Origin of the sequence: Chryseobacterium oryctis (assembly GCF_025971925.1) — a bacterium.
GTDB lineage: Bacteria > Bacteroidota > Bacteroidia > Flavobacteriales > Weeksellaceae > Chryseobacterium > Chryseobacterium oryctis.
This window is the reverse complement of the sequence record NZ_JAPDHV010000003.1, coordinates 93832-114367: the sequence shown is the minus strand read 5'-3', so window position 1 is coordinate 114367 and position 20536 is coordinate 93832. Positions and strand designations below refer to the sequence as shown.

The window sequence follows — 20536 nt, the reverse complement described above, 5'->3', positions numbered from 1 at the left end:
TTTGCGGATTAAAAGTTATTATATGAAAAAACTTCTATTAATTCTGATTTCAAGCTGTTTGATTGCTCAGAAAATTCCTGAACCTAACAATAGTGATGTTATATCATCACCTCCTATACAAGTTGATGAATATGAAAAGCTTGACAATGAGTTTGTAGAATCTCTACGTCCATTAATTGCTACAACTAAATATGGGTTAGGAATTATTAACTATAGAGCAACAGGAGATGAATATTCAACTGGAGCAATGTTTAAAATTTATAATCCATCCAAGAAGACAATTAAATATATTTGGTTTACAGTTGGCGGTGAAAATCCTGTAGGTGATTTGGTCGGTTCAAAAGGTTCATTTTATAAAACAGTAAAAGGTATTGGTCCGGTAGAGCCGAACGGAATAGCTGAATGGGATTTTCAATATCTTTGGTTTACTAGTATAATTGAAACACTAAGAATGACCACCATAAAAATACAATACATGGATAATACGGTTAAAACTCTTAAATACAATGAAGGAATGTATATTGGTAATGAGGCTTACGAAAATTCATTATCCGCTTTATATAAAAGAAATCAGTATATAGAAACAGCCAAAAAGCAAAGTGATTCTCAAGATTATTTAAACAATAATAGTGAAATAGAACAACAGGCAGAATTTCCAGGTGGAATAATTGCATTAAGAAATTTATTTGAAAAGAAATTTGATAGTTCTCAAATTACCGAGGCTGGAAATTTTACAACGAACTTATCTTTTTATATTGAAACAGATGGTTCAATTTCGGATATAAAAGCATATGGTTTGAATGAAGAATTTAACAATCAAGCTATAATAACAATTAAATCAATTAATAATAAATGGATTCCTGCTAAAAAAGAAGGCAAATATGTTCGTTCAAAATACAATGTTCCGTTTAAGATGAACTTTGAATAAACAATACAAATCATCAAAAGTATGGCAACCATAAATAAATTGAACCCCGAGTTATTGGGGTATTTTTATACATTTAAGCGAAGAAATTCAGTAACAAAAAAAGTAAAAATCAGTAATACTTCGGATAAAATTTATTATTTTTAACCTTTGAAAACAACGATTAATACGTATAAAATTGTTATAAAGCAGATTTCGGCTCCGACAGTGAGGGTTCAAGTCCTTCTGCGGTCACATATCGCCCCTTTATTAGGGGCTTTTTTGTTTAGTTTACATTCCTTTTAAACAAGGTTTCTGGTTGAAAAGAATCTTAATAAATAAAATATTTGTTGTTTAAAAATTAGAACTTGCTTTTAATCATAATTTTATTGTAAAAAAGTGGAATTATTTAGTTTTTTACATATATCAAAAATAGATATTCTAGATTGAATTGAAAGTCGGTTTTGTTGGCTCAAATAAAAATTTAATGAAATCTTAAATGTGGAAGTCCTAAAATGGTAATTATTTACCCTTCTTTCTATGGAATACTATATATAATTGATATCACATTTGATTAACAGTTGGAATTTATAATGTAATAAATTACTAAATGAATTTACTCAAGATATACATTAAAGTACTTTAAATACTAATGTTTATTAATGTGATATCTGTGTGATACCTTATTTTTCTTACTTAAAAGTTCAAATGACTAAAATTGTTGGCTTGATTTTAAAATAGATGAAATTTTAAAAAAATAATTTTAATATTACTTTTTAACTCGTCTATTTTATAATCGACTAATAAAATTAAAAAACACAATTTAACGAATGAAAAAAACATTATCTTGCTTAATGTTCATTATCTCGCTTTATCTAAAAAGTCAGGTAGGAATAAGTACAAGTACGCCAAAGACGTCTTTACATGTTAATGGTGATTTACAAGTCACAAATGAATTTCAAGTTGGAGGATCTAAAAATACATCTGGTGATTCTGGAAGGTCAGGAAGCGTTCTTGTCTCACAGGGAGTTGGTAATAGCCCTGTATGGAAAACTTTGGATGAGGTTAATATTCCTGTTGAGACTAATTTATCTATCAAAACAACAACGTCTGCAAGTTCATCTGCAAATACCTCTACTCCAGTAATATTTGACTCTGTAGCCAGAAGTGATAATTCATATTTGACTTATAGTACCTCTACAGGAAAGTTTACAGTAGTGAAAGCTGGTTATTATTTATTTACAGCTTATCTTAAATATTCAATATCGTCAAGTGCAGCAAATGGTACTGCAGTAACAGCTGTTAAAAAGAATGGAGTAAAAATAGTAGCCTCAACGACATCACACCTTACAGGTACAACCACGATTAATCATAATTTGACTAAAACGCATTTGTTTGCTGTAGGGGATGTTATTTCTTTAGAAGGTCTTTATTCTAGTCAGTACAGTTTGCTAAATTCTTCAATATCTTTTATGTACTTAGGAAATTGATTTACGATATATAAAACACTGAAAAAAATGAAAAAAAAATACATTTGCACATTGTCATTAATGTGTTCAATATACATTTCGGCTCAAGTAGGTATAAAAACGCCGACTCCACAAGCAGAACTTCATGTAAATGGGAGCTTACAAGTGACAAAAGAATTAAGCGTAGGTGGTTCAGCCACGACTCTTGGGGAGCCAGGAACAGTAGGGGAATTTTTAACCTCACAAGGATCAGGTTTACCTCCAAAATGGAAAAAACCAGCTGATATAGATATACCACAAATAACTAATGTAGCTTTAAGGTCAAATACTAAAAGCTTTTCAGCGAATAATTGGAGTGTAGTTTCTTTTGAAACATTACCCAAAAATGATACAACATATTTAACATACAGTAGTACTACAGGATATTTTAAAGTGGTAAAATCGGGATATTATCTTCTTACTGGCTATCTAGAATATGTTATATCAGGTTCGCCAAGTGATGGTACTGCAGTGACAGGACTATATAAAAATAATGAAGCGATATCTCATTCAGATTCAGCACATCCTGTATCAGCAAGTATTATAGAACATAATATTACTGGACTTGAATATTTTAATGAGGGAGATTCAGTCAGTCTTGAAGGTACTTTCACTCGTAATTTTTCACTGCGTAATGCTTCTCTTTCTTTTATGTATTTGGGCAACTAATTATTTTATAATTCTAAAAGTTAATATAATGAAATCATATATAATAGGTCTATTCTTGTTTTTATTACCCTCTTATTTTTATTCACAAATTGGAGTGAATACAGATACACCACTTGCAACAGCACATGTAAATGGAGGATTACAGGTCACAAAAGAGTTAAGTGTTGGCGGAAATGCTAGCGTGTATGGAGATGTGGGAAGAACAAATGATGTGTTGATGTCTAATGGAACAGGAAACGCTCCTCATTGGCAAAAAATAGAAGATTTAGAAATTGTACCATTAATTGCCGGTTTAGGAATGAAAAAATCATTAAGTCCATCGGCTGCAGGAGGAGCATCGTATACGGCTAAAACTAGAACAACGGTGAAATTTGAAACGACACCTAAAGTGAAATCTGCTTATTTGACATATAATACTACCACTGGAGAATATACTGTAAATAAAGCTGGTTTTTATAAGATAATAGGATATTTAGGATATAATTTAGAAGATAATCCTACAAATACAACACATGGTACAGCCATCACCGAAATACTAAAAAATAATACAGAGACAGTTGCTGCTTATTCTACTTATCATCATGAGATAAGTGATTGGGTGGGACATAGCGTTTCAGGAACAGCCTATTTTTCTGTAGGAGATAAAATTACTATTTCAGGGTCTCATACTCAAAAATATAAGTTTGAAAAAGCAAGTATATCTATACTTTTTACAGGGAATTCTTAATATTATTCAAATTAATAGAGGTTGTGATGTTGAAATAACAAGAGAAATTATCAAACTTTACATTGAATTTGGAATAAGCGCAACTGAAATGTAAGAAATCTAATAAACTTTTCTTGTCAAAGTTGGCTGGAATCACCATAAAACCTATATTTGCAGCCTAAATTTTAACAATAATGAAAGAACTAATCGAAAAAATCAACGCAGAATTTGAAGCTTTTACAACTGAAGCAAATCAACAAGCTGAAAAAGGAAACAAGGCAGCTGGAACTAGAGCTCGTAAAGCAGCTTTGGAACTAAGTAAATTGTTTAAAGAATTCAGAAAAGTTTCTGTAGAAGAATCAAAAAAATAATTGTTCCTAAACCGACTCATTAAAGTCGGTTTTTTTATTTCGTTATTTTTAAAACTTAGATTTAAATTTTCCTTTATTTAAAGTATTTTTTCTTTTTTTATTTTACCTTCTCCTCGAATCTCTTTATCTTTAAACCAAGCAATAAAAGTTATGAAGATAAACAGGTTTTTTATAATACCGGCTGTTGTTTTAGCTACACAGTTGTCATCGGCACAGATAATTGTAGATTCAAAAGAAAAGCTCAATCCTATTGTTCAAAATTTTGTAAATGAAGTAAATACCAATTCTCAACTTGAAGGATTGGCATATGAATTATTGGATGGTATAGGTCCAAGACTGGTAGGAACTCCTGAAATGTTGGCAGCCAATGAATGGTCTGCAAATAAACTTCGTTCATGGGGAATAGAAGCCAATCTTCAACAGTTTGGAACTTGGAAAGGATGGCAAAGGGGAATTACACATGTTGATATGACGTATCCTAGAATTAAATCTTTGTCTGCAACACAATTAGCATGGAGTCCTGCCACAAAAAAAGCTGTAGAAGCAGAAGTTGTGATTCTTCCTAAAGTATCTTCAAAAGCAGAATTTGATAAATGGTTGCCTTCTGTGAAAGGAAAAATTGTCCTCATGGCACAATATCAGAAAATAGGTCGTTCGAACGAACAAATAAAAGAGTTTGCAACACCTGAACTTTACGAAAAATTGAAAAAAGAAAAAGAACAGGCAACGAAAGAATTTAATGATTACGTTAAAAATATTGGATATGACAATACTACGTTGCCAGAAGCATTAGAAAAGGCAGGAGCTGGTGCAATTGCAATTTCTAATTGGACAGGAATAATGGGAGCTAACCGAATTTTCGGGGCAAAAACAAAATCCATCCCGATGATTGATATTGATGTTGAAGATTATGGAATGTTGTATAGAATGTCCGAAAACGGAGCTAAGCCTAAAATTAAAATTGAAACTCAGTCTAAAATTCTTCCTGAAACCAAAAGCTTTAATACAATCGGAATGATTAAAGGGAAAGAAAAACCGAATGAATATGTGATTCTTTCTGCTCATTTAGATTCTTGGGATGGAGCTCAAGGTGCAACAGATAACGGAACAGGAGTTATTACAATGCTTGAAACCATGAGAATTCTTAAGAAATATTATCCCAATAATAAAAGAACTATTGTTGTCGGACTTTGGGGAAGTGAGGAACAGGGACTAAATGGTTCCAGAGGTTTTGTAGCAGATAATCCTGAAATTATTAAAGGTACACAAGCTGTTTTTAATCAGGATAATGGAACAGGAAGGGTTATTAATATCAGCGGACAAGGTTTCGTAAATTCCTACGATTATATCGGAAAATGGTTGAACGCTATTCCTAAAACGGTTAAAGATCATATAAAAACAGATTTTCCGGGAATGCCAAGTGGTGGAGGTTCTGATCACTCTTCATTTGTGGCAGCAGGAGTGCCTGGTTTTTCTTTAAGTTCATTAAATTGGGGATATTTCGGATATACTTGGCATACCACAAAAGATACCTATGATAAAATTGTTTTTGATGAGGTGAAAAACAATGTGGTTTTAACTGCAACTTTAGCTTATATGGCTTCTGAAGATCCTGAATTTACAGATAGAACTAAACGCTCAATGCCTGTGAATGAAAAAGGTGAAGTTGCAAAATGGCCCGAAGTAAAGGAGCCGAAAAGAGATTCTAAAGGATTTTAAATAAAAAATTAAGGCTACTCAAACGGGTAGCCTTTAGATAATTTTTAAAGTATCATACTTAGTTGCACTCTTTTCCTTTGTTCATCAACTTCCGTTACCTTTACCTGAACATGTTGATGGAGTTTCACTACCTCGTTTACATCAGAAACAAAACCGTCTTTTAGCTGAGAAATATGAACCAGTCCGCTTTCTTTAATTCCTAAATCTACGAAACATCCAAAAGCAGTAATATTATTAACGATTCCTGGTAAAATCATTCCAATTTTTAAATCTTTAATGCTTCTTACATTAGGATCAAACTCAAATACCTTTGCGGCTTTTCTAGGATCTAATCCAGGTTTTTCAAGCTCTTTTAAAATATCTTGAATTCCTAAAATTCCAATATCTTCGGTAATGTATTTTTCAGGCTGAATTTGCTTAATTTTATCTTTATTGGCGATTAGTTCATTGGTTTTAATTCCTAAATCTTTTGCCATTTTTTCTACGATTCCATAGGCTTCAGGATGAACTGCTGAGTTGTCTAAAGGGTTTTTAGCATTGGTAATTCTAACAAATGCAGCAGCTTGTTGAAAGGCTTTTTCTCCTAACCTTGGAACTCTTTTGAGTTGTTTTCTGTCTTCAAAAGCTCCGTTTTCTGCTCTATAGTTTACGATGTTTTCTGCCATTTTTTCTCCAATCCCAGAAACATAACTTAATAGAGATTTGCTTGCTGTATTCAAATTAATTCCAACAGAATTTACGCATTTCATCACGGTAGAATCCAGTTCGTTTTTCAATTGAGTTTGATCTACATCATGTTGATATTGTCCGACTCCTATTGATTTGGGATCAATTTTTACCAATTCAGCCAACGGATCTGAAAGTCTTCTCCCGATGGAAACTGCTCCACGAACAGTTACATCATAATTCGGAAATTCATCTCTTGCGATTTTACTTGCCGAGTAAACGGAAGCTCCCGCTTCTGAAACTACGAAAACCTGTAATGGCTTATCAAAGGCGATTTTTTTAATGAAAAATTCGGTTTCTCGACTTGCTGTTCCGTTTCCGATAGAGATGGCTTCAATATTATAAGCATTTACCATAGAACGGATTTTTTTCATTGCCATTCCGCTTTCATGTTGCGGAGCATGAGGATATATCGTTTCATTGTGCAATAAATCTCCTTTTTCGTCCAGACAAACAACTTTACAGCCACTTCTATATCCTGGATCTATAGCTAAAATTCTTTTTTCTCCCAAAGGCGGAGCAAGTAATAGCTGACTTAGATTTTCAGAGAAAATTTCAATGGCTTTTTTGTCTGCTTTTTCTTTAGCTTCCTGTAATGTTTCGTTAGAAATAGCAGGTTCTAGTAATCTTTTATAACTATCTTTTATAGCTAAAGAAATCTGTTCCGAACTTTCGTTGTTGGATTTTATAATGGTTTTTTCAATAAAATCAGTGGCTTCTTCTTTGTCAATTACGATATTAATTTTAACAAAACCTTCGGTTTCTGCTCTTAGCATTGCAAGTAATCTGTGAGATGGAGTTCTGTTTAAACTTTCTTCCCATTCGAAATATTGAGAAAACTTTTGAGCTTCTTCTTCCTCTTTTTTAGCTTTTACTACTTTTGAAGTAATGACAGCTTTCCGTTGAAATAATCGGCGAAGATTTTTTCTGACATACATATTTTCGTTAATCCATTCCGCCATGATATCTCTGGCTCCCTGCAAAGCCTCTTCCTCGGACGCAACCTGATTATTAATATATTTTGAAGCTAAAAACTGAATGTCCTGAGCTTTTTGGCTCATAATAATTTTTGCCAGAGGCTCTAAGCCTTTTTCTTTTGCGGTATCAGCTTTAGTTTTCTTACGTTTTTTAAATGGTAAATATAAATCTTCCAGTTCCTGAATATCAAAGCTTTCACCTATTCTTTGTTTCAATTCCGGACTTAAGGCATTTTGCTCTTCAATAGATTTGAGGATTGTTTCCTTTCTCTTTAAAATTTCTTCAAATTGTTTATTGAGTTTTAAAATTTGTTCAATTTGTGTTTCATCAAGATTTCCTGTTTTGTCTTTTCTATATCTTGCAATAAAGGGAATTGTGCAATCTTCAGAAAGTAATTCTAGCGTTGCATTAATGCTTTTTTCAGAAATATTGAGAGTTTGCTTTATATAGTTAATAGTGTTCATTCTTCATTTTTGAATGGCTAAAATAGGCATTTTTCGTCTTGATTAAAATAATAAGGCTTACTGTACATGATTTAATTCATGGTTTGAAAGGGGGTTGTTTTTTCATTTCTTGATGTATGTTAAGATGGTACAAAATTCTTTTTTTCTATTTTTGCTTGTCTGAAATCAAGAATTTAAATAATTTAAAATAAATTTTTACAAACAAATTAGTATGAAAAAACTTAGTGTAATTGGATTAATGAGTGTTGGGTTACTTTTAGCATCTTGTAATAAGGAAAAATCAGCAGATGCGGCTGCTACAAATTCTGAGCAGACTGTTGCAGAAGCAAAAGGAGATGCTTTTGCGGTAGATACAGTAACTTCAGTTGTAAACTGGAAAGCATTTCATAAAGGTGGTTTTGCACCAAGATGGGGAGCTATTCATGTGAAATCAGGTGAATTAAATGTTGAAGGAGGGCAACTTTCTGCAGGTAATTTTATTATAGACATGACTTCTATTAAAGTAGATCCGGCTTCAGTAACGGAGGCTGATAAAAAACCTGAAGATTTGGAAGCTCACTTAAAGAATGAAGATTTCTTTAATGTAACTAAAAATCCTACTTCTGATTTTAAAATAACAAGTGTTGCAGATTTAGCGGAGGCTCCAAAAGATGCTGTTGCAGGTGCTAATAAAACAATAAGCGGAAATCTTACTTTATTAGGAAAAACAGTAAATGTTACTTTCCCTGCAAAAGTTGATATTGTTGACAATTCAGCTTCTATTCAGGCTAAATTTACTGTAAACAGAGCAGACTGGGGAATTCAGTTTGGTACTTCTGAAGCAGATCCTGCAGAATGGATGATTAGTAAAGATATCGAAATTGCTGTAGATGTGAAAGCTGGAAAATAAATATTTTATTTCAAAGTATAATAGAAGGTCACCTTGAAAAAGGTGACCTTCATTTTAGCTATTATGTATAGCAAAGAATTTATTATTATGCCAATGTTCCATCGGGTTTCACCCATTGTGATCCTTGCCAATAAATTGGCATTCCTATGGTTGAATCAAAATAATGTTGTCCTTTGTAAAGATTGGTTGTAGGACGTTCTGAAGTTATTCCGAAAGTTTTATCAATAATGTATCTTCTTTCTACATCTACAAATTGTTCATTTGAGCCATCACAAATAAACTTAGGAGCATTTTCTTTCCAATTATTATTTATGAATTCATCGAATTCATTTTGATTTTGTGAAATGAATTTATCCAGTTGATCTTTAGTTGTTAGCTCAAAAACGTTTCCCGAAGATGTGTTTCTGTAATGTGTAAAGAATTTATGAGCCGGAGAAAGTGTTTCAGTTGTATCAGAACTTAAATAATAATTATTTATGAACTTATTATCAGATGCATTGTTTCCATAGAACCAGACTAAGTAAGGTGATATGAGAGCTCCTTCCATAAATATTCCAGCTGCAGGAGCAAAGAAACAATTGCTAAATACATTAGATTGAGACGAATATAGTACAATAGTAACTAAATGTGCTTCAAAATAACAATTTGAAAAATTAATATTTTGACAGTTCTTTAAAGTTACAGCTATACTTTTGGATGAGTCTGGAGATTGGCTAAAATCAATCGTATCTGAATAATTTGCAATATTAGTTTCTACTAAACAATTAGTAAAATAACCCCCATAAGAATCAGTCATTATAATGCCTGTCGAATTAAGTCTTATTTCTGTATTAACTGCAGAAACAGAAGTAGTAGCAATAGGGGCTTTAGTTGTTAATAAACCAATTCTGTTATTAATTAAAATAGTATCACTTATACAAGTGTAATAACTTTCATTGCAATGTATTCCCGCTGTTTCAAATCCATCAATAGCAACATTTTGAATACAGACTTTTACCATTTTATCAAGTAAAATTCCTTTCCCAAAACTATTTGAAACGGCTGGTCTATCACCATAGGGGTCAACTTTATAAAAATTTCCCCCAATTGTTAGATCTCTTATAATTGTATATTCTTTGTTTTTTCTATAAATATCGACTTTAGGATTATCATGGGTATTAAATGCCGTACCATCATAAGTTGGGAAAAGAACGGCAATATCGTTTCTTTCTGTGAATAATATTGTGCCATTTTCAGAAGCTCCCTTTAAAGTACAGGATGTAGGGAACAATAGCATACTGGAAATTTTGTATTTTCCATCTGGGATAAAACAGCAAAGATTACAGCTTGAATTACTATTTTCTCTTACATCTCTCATGCTTAGCAAGAAATTAAATGCAGATTGAATATTTATTGTATCATCATGAACCCCATCTCCTACAGCCCCAAACCACTTTACATTAATATGGTCTTCAATGTATCTTTTGTAATAAAGATCAGGGTCTTCAATTGTTCCCTTGAAATAAATAATTTCATCACATTTTGAATCTGTCATAATGGTTCCATCATACCATTTGGTAACAGGGATTAAACTGATAACTTCACCAGTTTGAGGATCTTGAATTTGTTTTGTACTCATTTAATTTTTTTTAGGTTGATAATTAATTGTATAGATTCTTGCAAGAACTTTAGTTAAACAAATGTAACAGTAGGTAGCGTCAAAACTTGACGTATAATTTTTTTCTCTATTTATTTTACTAAACATTCAAAAAAATATCATGAAAAAATTGAAAATATTTTATGAAGTGAAATGAAAACAATTAAAGCGGAATTACGAAAGGAATTATAAGTTGTAAAGATCCAAATACTTGTATTGTTTATTAGGTATGGGGTATAGGTTAATCAAGCAATTGTGAAAAAACAAAAACATAAGACTCTTGTGAATTAATACAATGAGTATAATCTAAAAAAAAGGTGTTTTTAACAGTCATTTTATTTAGATTTGTTGGATGTTTTATTTAATATTTATTAATTTTTTTACGTTCATTATTTTTGGAATAGATAAAAGAAAAGCACTCAAAAATAAAAGAAGAATTTCTGAAAATACATTATTAATAATCACTTTTTTAGGTGGAACAATTGGTTCTGTTTTAGGAATGTTTGTTTTTAGACATAAAATTTCTAAAAATTCATTTCTATTGAAATTTGGTGGGGTTGTTTTGTTGCAGATTGTTATGGGGTATTTTCTCTTCAATACTCTGAATTATAAATAGTATTCAATTTGGATATCCCTGATTCTTTTGATTTAACTCGTTAATTTAAATCTACATATAATTAAAATAAGTAACGTATTTTTTTCAATTTCCTCATTATGAATTTGTTAATTAATCAAACTTATTGCTTATTTTTTCGTTAGAAATCATTACTTTTGCACCCGTAAAAATCTTATATGCAAAACATTAGAAATATTGCGATTATCGCACACGTTGACCACGGTAAGACTACTTTGGTTGACAAAATCATCCACGCTACCAATATTTTCAGAGAAAATCAGGAGAGTGGAGAATTAATTATGGATAATAATGACCTTGAAAGAGAAAGAGGTATTACCATTTTATCTAAGAATATTTCTGTTACTTATAAAGACACTAAAATTAACGTAATAGATACTCCTGGTCACGCCGATTTTGGAGGTGAGGTAGAAAGAGTATTGAAAATGGCAGATGGTGTGATTTTGTTAGTAGATGCCTTTGAAGGACCAATGCCACAAACAAGATTTGTACTTCAAAAAGCTTTAGAATTGGGTCTTAAGCCAATTGTTGTTATTAATAAAGTTGATAAAGAAAACTGTCGTCCTGATGAAGTTCATGATAAAGTATTCGATTTATTCTTTGCTTTAGATGCAACTGAGGAGCAATTAGATTTCCCAACGTATTATGGATCTTCTAAACAAGGATGGTTCAATACTTCATTAGAGCCAACAGACAATATTTTGCCAATTCTTGATGGTGTTTTGGAACACGTTCCGGCTCCAAAAACAGAAGAAGGTAACCTGCAAATGCAAATTACATCTTTAGACTTTTCATCTTTCTTGGGTAGAATTGCAATCGGAAAAGTAACAAGAGGAGAGATTAAAGAATCTCAATGGATTGGTCTTGCTCAAGATGGAGGTAAGGTTGTAAAAGGTAAAGTTAAAGAATTATACGTATTCGAAGGACTTGGTAAGAAGAAAGTAACTGAAGTACAGGCAGGAGATATCTGTGCTGTGGTAGGTTTCGATGCTTTCCAGATTGGAGATTCTTTTGTTGATTTTGAAAATCCTGAACCATTAGAAAGAACTGCGATTGATGAACCAACGTTGAATATGACATTCTCAATCAACAATTCGCCTTTCTTTGGTAAAGACGGTAAATATGTAACTTCTAATCACCTTAAAGAAAGATTAGAAAAAGAATTGGAGAAAAATCTGGCATTAAGAGTTCAACCGGGAGAAGATGCTAATACATTCGTCGTGTTTGGTAGAGGTATTCTTCACTTATCTGTTCTTATTGAAACAATGAGAAGAGAAGGTTATGAGATGACAATAGGGCAACCACAAGTTATCTACAGAGAAATTGATGGTGAACAATGTGAACCTTATGAATCTTTAGTAGTTGATGTTCCGGAAGAATATGCTTCTAGAGTTATTGATTTGGCTACTCAGAGAAAAGGAGATCTTTTGGTAATGGAAACTAAAGGAGAAATGCAGCATATGGAATTTGATATCCCATCAAGAGGTTTGATCGGATTGCGTTCTCAAATGTTGACAGCTACAGCTGGAGAAGCTATTATGGCACACCGTTTTTCAGAATATAAACCATTCAAAGGTGCTATTCCGGGAAGAAATAATGGTGTTTTAGTTTCTAAAACTCAAGGTCCGGCTACGGCATATTCAATTGAAAAATTACAAGACAGAGGTAAATTCTTCGTTGATCCGGGTGAGGAAATTTACACAGGTATGATTATTGGAGAGCAAAATAAACCTGGTGATCTGGTTGTGAATATTGTTGAAGCAAAACAATTGAACAACATGCGTGCTGCAGGTAAAGATAAAGACGGAGGTATTGCTCCAAAAGTATTATTCTCTCTTGAAGAGTGTATGGAATATATTCAGGCAGATGAAGCAATTGAGGTTACTCCAAACTTCATCCGTATGAGAAAGAAAATACTTTCTGAGGAAGAACGAAAAAGAGTTGAAAGACAAGCTAAAGCTTAATTTTCATCCTTTAATAGCTATACAAGCCTCGATTTTTCGGGGCTTTTTTATCATGTATTAGAGTAAAAATGTGTATTTTTTTCTTTGATATTTGAAATGAAATAATAATTTAAAGTAGTTTTGTAGACTATGAAATTAAATACATTAAAGCTAGTTGCTTTATTAGGCGTTTTTGCATCATATACCAATTGTTCTGTTCAGAATAATTCTGTAAAAGCAACCACTCCTGCAAAAAACACAACAAAATCAGGCAATAATACAACAAAGCCAAAAGATCCGGTTGCAACGACAAAGCCGGTTGTAACTCCTTCAACTGAGGAAACATTCAGAACTAATCTTCCTGAAATCAAGAGAGAATTTCGTGGAGCATGGATTGCAAGTGTCGCAAATATCAACTGGCCTTCAAGAAATAATCTAACAGTCGATCAACAAAAGGTAGAAGCAATCAATATGTTGGATATGTTGAAAGATAATAATTTCAATGCTGTAATTTTCCAAATCCGTCCTTCTGCAGATGCTTTATATACAAGTAATATTGAACCTTGGTCGTATTTTTTAACGGGTGAAACAGGAAAACCTCCATATCCTAATTACGATCCTTTACAATTTTGGATTGATGAGGCTCATAAACGAGGTCTTGAGCTTCATGTATGGCTAAATCCTTATCGTGCACACCATACAAATGGAGGCTCGGTTACATCCCAGTCTATGGTTAACAAACTTCCTGACATGATTGTAAGGCTGAGAAACGGAATGTATTGGTTTGATCCTGCAAATCCTAAAACTCAAGGTCATGTTTCCAATATTGTGAAAGATATCGTAAAGAGATATGATATTGATGCAGTGCATTTTGATGATTATTTTTATCCATATGCAACATATAATGGAGGTAAAGATTTTCCGGATAATGCAACCTGGAATGAATATGTAAGAAACGGAGGAACTTTATCTAGAGCAGATTGGAGAAGAGATAATGTCAATAGATTTGTCGAAAGAATTTATAAAGAAATTCATGCAGAGAAAAATCATGTGAGATTTGGTATTAGTCCTTTCGGAATTTGGAAGCCAGGTTATCCAGCAGGAATTGTTGGTTCTTCGCAATATGATGAGTTGTATGCAGATGCTAAATTATGGCTGAATAAAGGTTGGGTTGATTATTTTTCACCACAATTATATTGGCCTATTGAATCAAAAGGGCAAGGTTTTGAACCATTGTTGAATTGGTGGAAATCAGAAAACACGATGAATCGTCATCTTTGGCCCGGACTAAATACTGTTGAGGTTAAAGTCTCGGACAAGCCGACAGAAATTAAAAATCAGATTGAAATTTCCAGACAGGTTTTAGGGAAAAATGCCGGAGAAATCCATTGGAGTATTGCGGGATTAACGAAAAATGCCAATATGCTTCCTACTCTGAAAAACGGTCCGTATAAAGAAAAAGCATTAGTTCCGAAAACTCCATGGATAAAAGCTGTTCCGTTACAAACGCCAACATTGTTTATTAATGACAACGGAAGTTTTGCCCAATTAAATTGGAGTACAAAAAATATCGGAGATGTATTTCAATGGGTACTATTTATTCAATATAATGGGGTGTGGGAAACTGAAATTTTACCTTTAGATAAGATTTCAAAAGATGTACCTAAATATAAAGATGGAAAAACTTTGAATGCTGTAGCCATAAAAGCTATTGATAGACTTGGTAATGAAAGTGATTATATTGCTAAGAAAATTAAATAAAAGATATTATTTCTAGCAGTTGTAGAGTTTTAGATTTCATTATTTGAAAAATTGTATAATAAATCTGTTCTTTTCTGGACAGATTTTTTTATTATGAAACTCTGTTTAAAATCACTATCTTTGCGCACCTTTAAAAATAAAAAAGTTTCATTATGAAATGTGGAATCGTAGGCTTACCAAACGTAGGTAAATCAACTCTTTTTAACTGTTTGAGCAATGCAAAAGCACAATCAGCAAACTATCCTTTCTGTACAATCGAGCCAAATTTAGGTACAGTTTCTGTGCCTGACCAAAGATTGTTTGAATTGGAGAAAATAGTAAAACCTGAGAGAGTTTTACCGGCTGTGGTTGAGATTGTTGATATTGCTGGTCTTGTAAAAGGAGCGAGTAAAGGAGAAGGTTTAGGAAACCAGTTTTTGGCAAATATCCGCGAATGTGAGGCAATTATCCATGTTTTAAGATGTTTTGATAATGGTAATATTGTTCACGTTGAAGGTTCGGTTGATCCGTTAAGAGATAAAGAAATTATTGATATAGAACTTCAGTTAAAAGATCTTGAAACTGTTGGGAAAGCTGTTGAAAAAGCTAAAAAATTCATCAAATCCGGAAAGAAAGATGATATTTTAACTTACGAAACGCTTCAGAATCTTCAAAAATTCTTGGAAGATGGGAAAAATGCAAGAGAATTTGCTGTAGATGATTTTTCAAAATCTGTTATTTCAGAAGTTCAGCTTTTAACTAATAAGCCGGTTCTTTATGTTTGTAATGTTGATGAAAATTCAATTAAAAACGGAAACGAATGGATTGGGAAAATTGAAGAAATGGCTAAAAATGAAGGAGCTGAAGTTGTGGTTTTAGCTGCTCAGATTGAAGCTGATATCAATGAACTTGAAACTTTTGAAGAAAGAGAAATTTTCCTTGAAGAACTGGGTCTTACAGAGCCAGGAGTTAACCGTTTGATTAGAAAAGCTTATGATTTATTGAAGCTTCAGACCTATTTTACGGCAGGAGTGAAAGAGGTAAGAGCTTGGACAATCGGGCAGGGTTGGACTGCTCCTCAAGCAGCAGGAGTTATCCATACAGATTTTGAAAAAGGATTTATTCGTGCTGAGGTTATTAAGTATGCAGATTTTATCAATTACGGTTCTGAAGTAAAGGTAAAAGAAGCGGGGAAACTTTCTGTAGAAGGTAAAGAATATGTAGTTCAGGATGGAGACATCATGCATTTCAGATTCAATGTATAGAAAATATTAAAGTTCGTTATATATGAAAACGCTTCCAGAATTATACTTGGAAGCGTTTTTTGTATAGATTCTAATGCTATGGTACAATTTCCGGTCGGCATTCTAATTGTGCACAGCCAATTGATATTTTTTTGCAAAGTCCTGTGAACGGGTCGATACAATCCATAAGACCTCCTTTAATTACTCTAAGCTCTTTTTTGTTCAGCTTTTTTCCTTTTTGTACATTTTGATTTTTCATAGTGATGATTTTGAATGATTTATGTAAAACTAATGTACAAAAATATTTATTAATATATCACTTTGTGAAGATAATTTTAAAGAGATTATAGTTTAGATAAATTTTCCAAAGCTTTTTCTAATGTTTCTTGTTTTTTTGCAAAGCAGAGACGTATTACATTTTCATTCAGTTTATTTTTATAAAAAGATGAAAAAGGTACACTGGCTACTTTATGAGTGATTGTAAGTTCGGTTGCAAAATCGAAATCATTTTTATCTGAAATTTTATCATATTTAATAGCCTGAAAGTAAGTCCCTTCACAATCTAATAACTCGAAAGAAGTATTTTCAAGCCCTTTTCTTAAAAAATCTCTTTTTTCCTGAAAGAATTGGTTTAGATGATTGTAATGCTCGTCATTTTTCATGTATTCAGCCAAAGCTAGTTGAATAGGTGTATTGACAGAAAAAACATTGAATTGATGAATTTTTCTGAATTCGTCAGTCAGGTTTTTAGGAGCAGCACAATACCCTATTTTCCATCCTGTGACATGAAAAAGTTTTCCAAAAGAAGCAATTAAAAGGCTTCTTTTCTTTAATTCAGGATATTTACAGATGCTTAAATGCTTTTTCCCGTCAAAGACAATATTTTCGTATACCTCGTCACTTAAAATTAGAATTGAAGTGTCTTTTACGATATTAATGAGTTCTTGAATGTCATTTTCTTTTAAAATCTTTCCTGAAGGGTTATTTGGGTTGTTCAGGATAATCATTTTTGTTTTTTCTGAAACTAAATTTTTAACAGAGTTCCAATCGATTGTGTAATCTGGAACTGTCATTTCAAATCTTTTTACAATTCCGCCAAAAAGCTCAACAGTAGGTTCGTAGCAATCATATGCAGGTTCAAAAATAATCACTTCATCATCTTTTTTTACAAAAGTTGCAATAGCTGTAAAAATAGCTTGGGTTCCTCCTGCTGTTATAGTAATTTCAGAGTCAGGATGATAATTTGTTTGATGGCTGTTTTCAATTTTTCTGGCAATTTCTTCCTTTAAACCCATCATTCCACCCATTGGAGCATATTGATTAAAGCCTTTTTTAATGAAATAATCGACATTGTTCAATAGCTCAGAATCAGGCATGAAATCAGGAAAACCTTGTGAGAGGTTAATCGCTTCGTTTTCATTGGCGAGCTGGGTCATCTGACTGAAAATCGTTGTTCCTATGTTGGAAAGTTTGGATAAAGGAAGTTGTATCATTAGCTGAATTTTTTAATCATTATCGAATTTAAATTATTTTTTCAAAATTGAGCTTAAAAAATATTAATATTGTAGCCGATAATTTTAATACTGAAAAAATGAAAAATCATGAAATAGATTATAAGATTTACGGGGAGGAAATGCAATGCGTAGAAATAGAGCTTGACCCCCAGGAAAGCGTAGTTGCTGAACCCGGAAGTTTTATGATGATGACAGAAGGAATTCAAATGGAAACCTTATTTGGTGACGGTACCGAAAAAGGATTGATGGGAAAATTATTTTCTGCAGGAAAAAGAATGTTAACTGGTGAAAATCTTTTTATGACTGTTTTTACAAATGTTTCTTCGGGTAAAAAACAGGTGTCTTTTGCCGCGCCTTATTCGGGAAAGATTATTCCTTTTGATTTGAGTCAATTAGGCGGAAAGGTAATTTGCCAGAAAGACAGTTTCCTTTGTGCTGCAAAAGGCGTTTCAGTAGGAATAGAGTTTCAGAGAAAATTAGGGACAGGTTTATTTGGGGGAGAAGGCTTTATCATGCAGAAATTAGAAGGTGATGGTATGACCTTTGTGCACAGTGGAGGACATGTGATTGAAAAAGAGCTTCAACCGGGAGAAATCTTAAAAATTGATACAGGTTGTATTGTTGCTTTTACGCATACAGTTGATTATGACATTCAGTTTGTGGGTGGAATTAAAAATACGATTTTCGGAGGAGAAGGATTATTCTTTGCACAGCTTCGAGGTCCCGGAAAAGTTTGGATTCAGACTTTACCGATTTCTAGATTGGCAAGCAGAATTTTACAATACGGAACAACGAAGAAGGGAGAGCAGGGTAGTATTTTAGGCGGTTTAGGAAATCTTCTGGATGGTGACGGTTTTTAAAGAATAGATTTTAAATATAAAATGCGGCGTCTGAAAGACGCCGCATTTTTGTTTAATTATAAAAATTACTTTTGAATTAGTAGCTTTTGGGAATTTGTTTTGTCCCCGGATTTGATTTCAACAATATAAGTTCCTTCGATAAGTTTTTCAGTATCAATTCTTATATTTTGACGTCCGCTTTCAATAGTTTCAGATTTATTTGCTACAACTTTGCCTGAAATATCAAAGATTCTTACTGAAACCAATTCTTTTTTTGATAGATTAGTCTGCAGGTCTACATAATTTTTTGCGGGGTTTGGAACTAAAAGATAGTTGGAAACTTTTGCTGTCCCGATTTCTGCCTTGGCAATTGCTGAAATATCTTTAAGAGGTGAAGCTGCATTATTTTTTTGAACGATATTAGAATCCATTGGCTTTACACAAAATAAGATGCATGTTGTACATTTTGGTTTTCCGTTTTCGTATTGTGTGACGCATACTTTATAGCTTCCAGGGTTGGTATACACGTGAGATGTTAGAACTCCTGAAACAGTGCCATCTCCCCAATCTACAGAATATAAACTTGGTGAATTTGTGCTTTCAAGGAATACCTGTGCGGTTGTGATATGGCTTGAAGTGCTTGTTGTAGCTTGAATTTTAAAATTAGAATTACACTCATTGCAATCACTGCATGGTTTTATGCAGATATTGTCAAAATATACAACTTCTTGTTGTGTAGAAGTCATATCTGGGGTGATTGACAAAGTAGTAGAGTTCATCATTATATTATCAAAAATTGCGGCATTAGGAGTTGTCATTGTCCATGCTCCTTCAGAGTTGCTGGGAAGTATGCCTCCACTTGATAATTCTATTGGAGCTTTTATTCGAACCCAACCGCTTCCCGGCGTTACGGCTACTGTTGCAACAAAAGTCGTACTGTTGGTTCCGTCGGATAAAGTAATATTTGGATGATAAGGAGCTCCAAAACCACTGTCATTTTCAATATAAAAATCAAAGTATAGACATTGTCCACGGAATTTTTCACCAATATTTTTGAAGTCATTATTGTTTTCATACCACGAACTTCCAGATAAGTCTTTAAGGATAAGGTATTGTGTGCCGTCAAGAGCATTAGGTGAACCAAATCCGACACTTACATTGCCGTTTGGTGGTGCTGCAGGAGCCCAATTTCCTGCAGGATTTCCTGGATCATTGAAATCTGAACAGGGAGCTTGTGCGTGAAAGCCGAAAGATCCTAGAAGCATGTAAAATGCTAAAAAGTACATTCTTATCATAATGTAATTTGGTTTTATAGATCAAAAGCCAAGAAAAACTTTAATGATTAATGGTTTTTATATAATAATTGTACTATATCGAGAAGAATGGATGATATTATTTTATCCATTCAAATATTTTGTTGATTTGACGAGAATTTTCAAACCCATCTACCGGAAAATAGGTTAATGTATCTCTGTCAAGAGCTTGTTTTGCTATTCCACTTATTGGTTTAGTGTTGTTTTTCATGATATGCACACCAGATTCTTCTAATTTTTTGGCGACAAATTCTGAGCAATAGTAGTTGTTGTTGTCTTCTTTAAAAATAAAATCAAAAAGGATATTTTCTTTTTCTGATTGAATTAATGACTTTTTAATAGATTCGAATTTTTGCGGATTTATTTCTTGTAATCTCCATACACATAAATAGTTTATATCTTCTGGCTGAATAAATTCTTCAAGACTTTCAATATACAAATTGTTGTTTTTTTGGTTTTTATCTACATATACATGATAAATTGATAATTTGTTATTATGTATAAAACCAATTCCTATATGAGAGGCATATTTATTTTTGATATTAAAATCTTTCGCAATATTTCCAAGTTTTCCTGTTGTGCCCCTTTGTATTAAATAGACTGTTTGGTTGTCGAAGTTTATGTGATGTATTCTTTCATACAAAGAATTAAAATGATTAAAGGAGAAAACTACTATTATGAGTGCAATACCCATAATAGTAATTAATATAAGGGGATATTTTTTTTTATAAAAAAGCAT

General features: G+C 32.6%; 18 protein-coding genes. 12 read left to right on the top strand and 6 right to left on the bottom strand.

Going from position 1 to position 20536, the window contains the following annotated elements:
- The first annotated feature begins 22 nt into the window (after positions 1-22).
- The 6 genes from OH806_RS07590 (at position 23) to OH806_RS07565 (ending at position 5877) form a co-directional block, all read left to right on the top strand.
- A complete protein-coding gene (locus OH806_RS07590; RefSeq protein WP_264743079.1) occupies positions 23-928 on the top strand; it encodes an energy transducer TonB in 906 nt (301 codons plus the stop codon).
- An 806-nt stretch (positions 929-1734) separates the two neighbouring features.
- Positions 1735-2394, top strand: coding sequence for a C1q-like domain-containing protein (locus tag OH806_RS07585; protein WP_264743078.1), 660 nt, complete (start codon positions 1735-1737; stop codon positions 2392-2394).
- Positions 2395-2421: 27 nt separating this feature from the next.
- Positions 2422-3081 carry a hypothetical protein gene (locus OH806_RS07580; RefSeq protein WP_264743077.1) on the top strand — a complete coding sequence of 220 codons (660 nt, stop codon included), beginning with the start codon at positions 2422-2424 and terminating at the stop codon, positions 3079-3081.
- Positions 3082-3109: 28 nt separating this feature from the next.
- On the top strand, positions 3110-3808 hold the full coding sequence (locus OH806_RS07575; RefSeq protein WP_264743076.1) for a hypothetical protein: 699 nt from the start codon (positions 3110-3112) through the stop codon (positions 3806-3808).
- 173 nt (positions 3809-3981) lie between these two features.
- Positions 3982-4158, top strand: a complete 177-nt coding sequence (locus tag OH806_RS07570; protein WP_076394683.1) for a histone H1 — start codon at positions 3982-3984, stop codon at positions 4156-4158.
- Between the two features lie 150 nt (positions 4159-4308).
- Entirely contained in the window at positions 4309-5877 is a 1569-nt protein-coding gene (locus OH806_RS07565; RefSeq protein WP_264743075.1) for a M20/M25/M40 family metallo-hydrolase, read from the top strand.
- 44 nt (positions 5878-5921) lie between these two features.
- On the opposite strand, the gene OH806_RS07560 is transcribed toward OH806_RS07565, so the two are convergent.
- Positions 5922-8045: a Tex family protein gene (locus OH806_RS07560; protein WP_264743074.1), complete on the bottom strand. Its 2124-nt coding sequence runs from the start codon at positions 8043-8045 to the stop codon at positions 5922-5924.
- A 211-nt stretch (positions 8046-8256) separates the two neighbouring features.
- On the opposite strand from OH806_RS07560, the gene OH806_RS07555 reads away from it, so the two are divergent.
- Positions 8257-8934, top strand: coding sequence for a YceI family protein (locus OH806_RS07555; protein WP_264743073.1), 678 nt, complete (start codon positions 8257-8259; stop codon positions 8932-8934).
- 85 nt (positions 8935-9019) lie between these two features.
- Here OH806_RS07555 and OH806_RS07550 read toward each other — a convergent pair whose 3' ends face one another.
- Complete coding sequence (locus tag OH806_RS07550) at positions 9020-10552, bottom strand: glycoside hydrolase family 55 protein (RefSeq protein ID WP_264743072.1); 1533 nt, start codon at positions 10550-10552, stop codon at positions 9020-9022.
- Between the two features lie 370 nt (positions 10553-10922).
- Here OH806_RS07550 and OH806_RS07545 point away from each other — a divergent pair, with 370 nt between their 5' ends.
- The 4 genes from OH806_RS07545 (at position 10923) to ychF (ending at position 16152) form a co-directional block, all read left to right on the top strand.
- Positions 10923-11186: a DUF1294 domain-containing protein gene (locus OH806_RS07545; protein WP_264743071.1), complete on the top strand. Its 264-nt coding sequence runs from the start codon at positions 10923-10925 to the stop codon at positions 11184-11186.
- Between the two features lie 176 nt (positions 11187-11362).
- Positions 11363-13168 (top strand): translational GTPase TypA, encoded by a 1806-nt coding sequence (gene typA, locus OH806_RS07540; protein WP_264743070.1) that lies wholly within the window; start codon positions 11363-11365, stop codon positions 13166-13168.
- A 129-nt stretch (positions 13169-13297) separates the two neighbouring features.
- Complete coding sequence (locus OH806_RS07535; RefSeq protein WP_264743069.1) at positions 13298-14908, top strand: glycoside hydrolase family 10 protein; 1611 nt, start codon at positions 13298-13300, stop codon at positions 14906-14908.
- Positions 14909-15060: 152 nt separating this feature from the next.
- Positions 15061-16152 carry a redox-regulated ATPase YchF gene (gene ychF, locus OH806_RS07530; protein WP_264743068.1) on the top strand — a complete coding sequence of 364 codons (1092 nt, stop codon included), beginning with the start codon at positions 15061-15063 and terminating at the stop codon, positions 16150-16152.
- A gap of 76 nt (positions 16153-16228) precedes the next feature.
- On the opposite strand, the gene OH806_RS07525 is transcribed toward ychF, so the two are convergent.
- Both OH806_RS07525 and OH806_RS07520 read right to left on the bottom strand, forming a co-directional pair.
- Positions 16229-16390, bottom strand: a complete 162-nt coding sequence (locus OH806_RS07525; protein WP_264743067.1) for a hypothetical protein — start codon at positions 16388-16390, stop codon at positions 16229-16231.
- 85 nt (positions 16391-16475) lie between these two features.
- Positions 16476-17624: a methionine aminotransferase gene (locus OH806_RS07520; RefSeq protein ID WP_264743066.1), complete on the bottom strand. Its 1149-nt coding sequence runs from the start codon at positions 17622-17624 to the stop codon at positions 16476-16478.
- Between the two features lie 98 nt (positions 17625-17722).
- On the opposite strand from OH806_RS07520, the gene OH806_RS07515 reads away from it, so the two are divergent.
- On the top strand, positions 17723-18505 hold the full coding sequence (locus OH806_RS07515; RefSeq protein ID WP_264743065.1) for a TIGR00266 family protein: 783 nt from the start codon (positions 17723-17725) through the stop codon (positions 18503-18505).
- Between the two features lie 65 nt (positions 18506-18570).
- Here the strand turns inward: OH806_RS07515 and OH806_RS07510 are convergent, their stop codons facing one another.
- Entirely contained in the window at positions 18571-19779 is a 1209-nt protein-coding gene (locus tag OH806_RS07510) for a T9SS type A sorting domain-containing protein (protein WP_264743064.1), read from the bottom strand.
- Positions 19780-19876: 97 nt separating this feature from the next.
- Positions 19877-20536, bottom strand: a complete 660-nt coding sequence (locus OH806_RS07505) for a YiiX/YebB-like N1pC/P60 family cysteine hydrolase (RefSeq protein WP_264743063.1) — start codon at positions 20534-20536, stop codon at positions 19877-19879.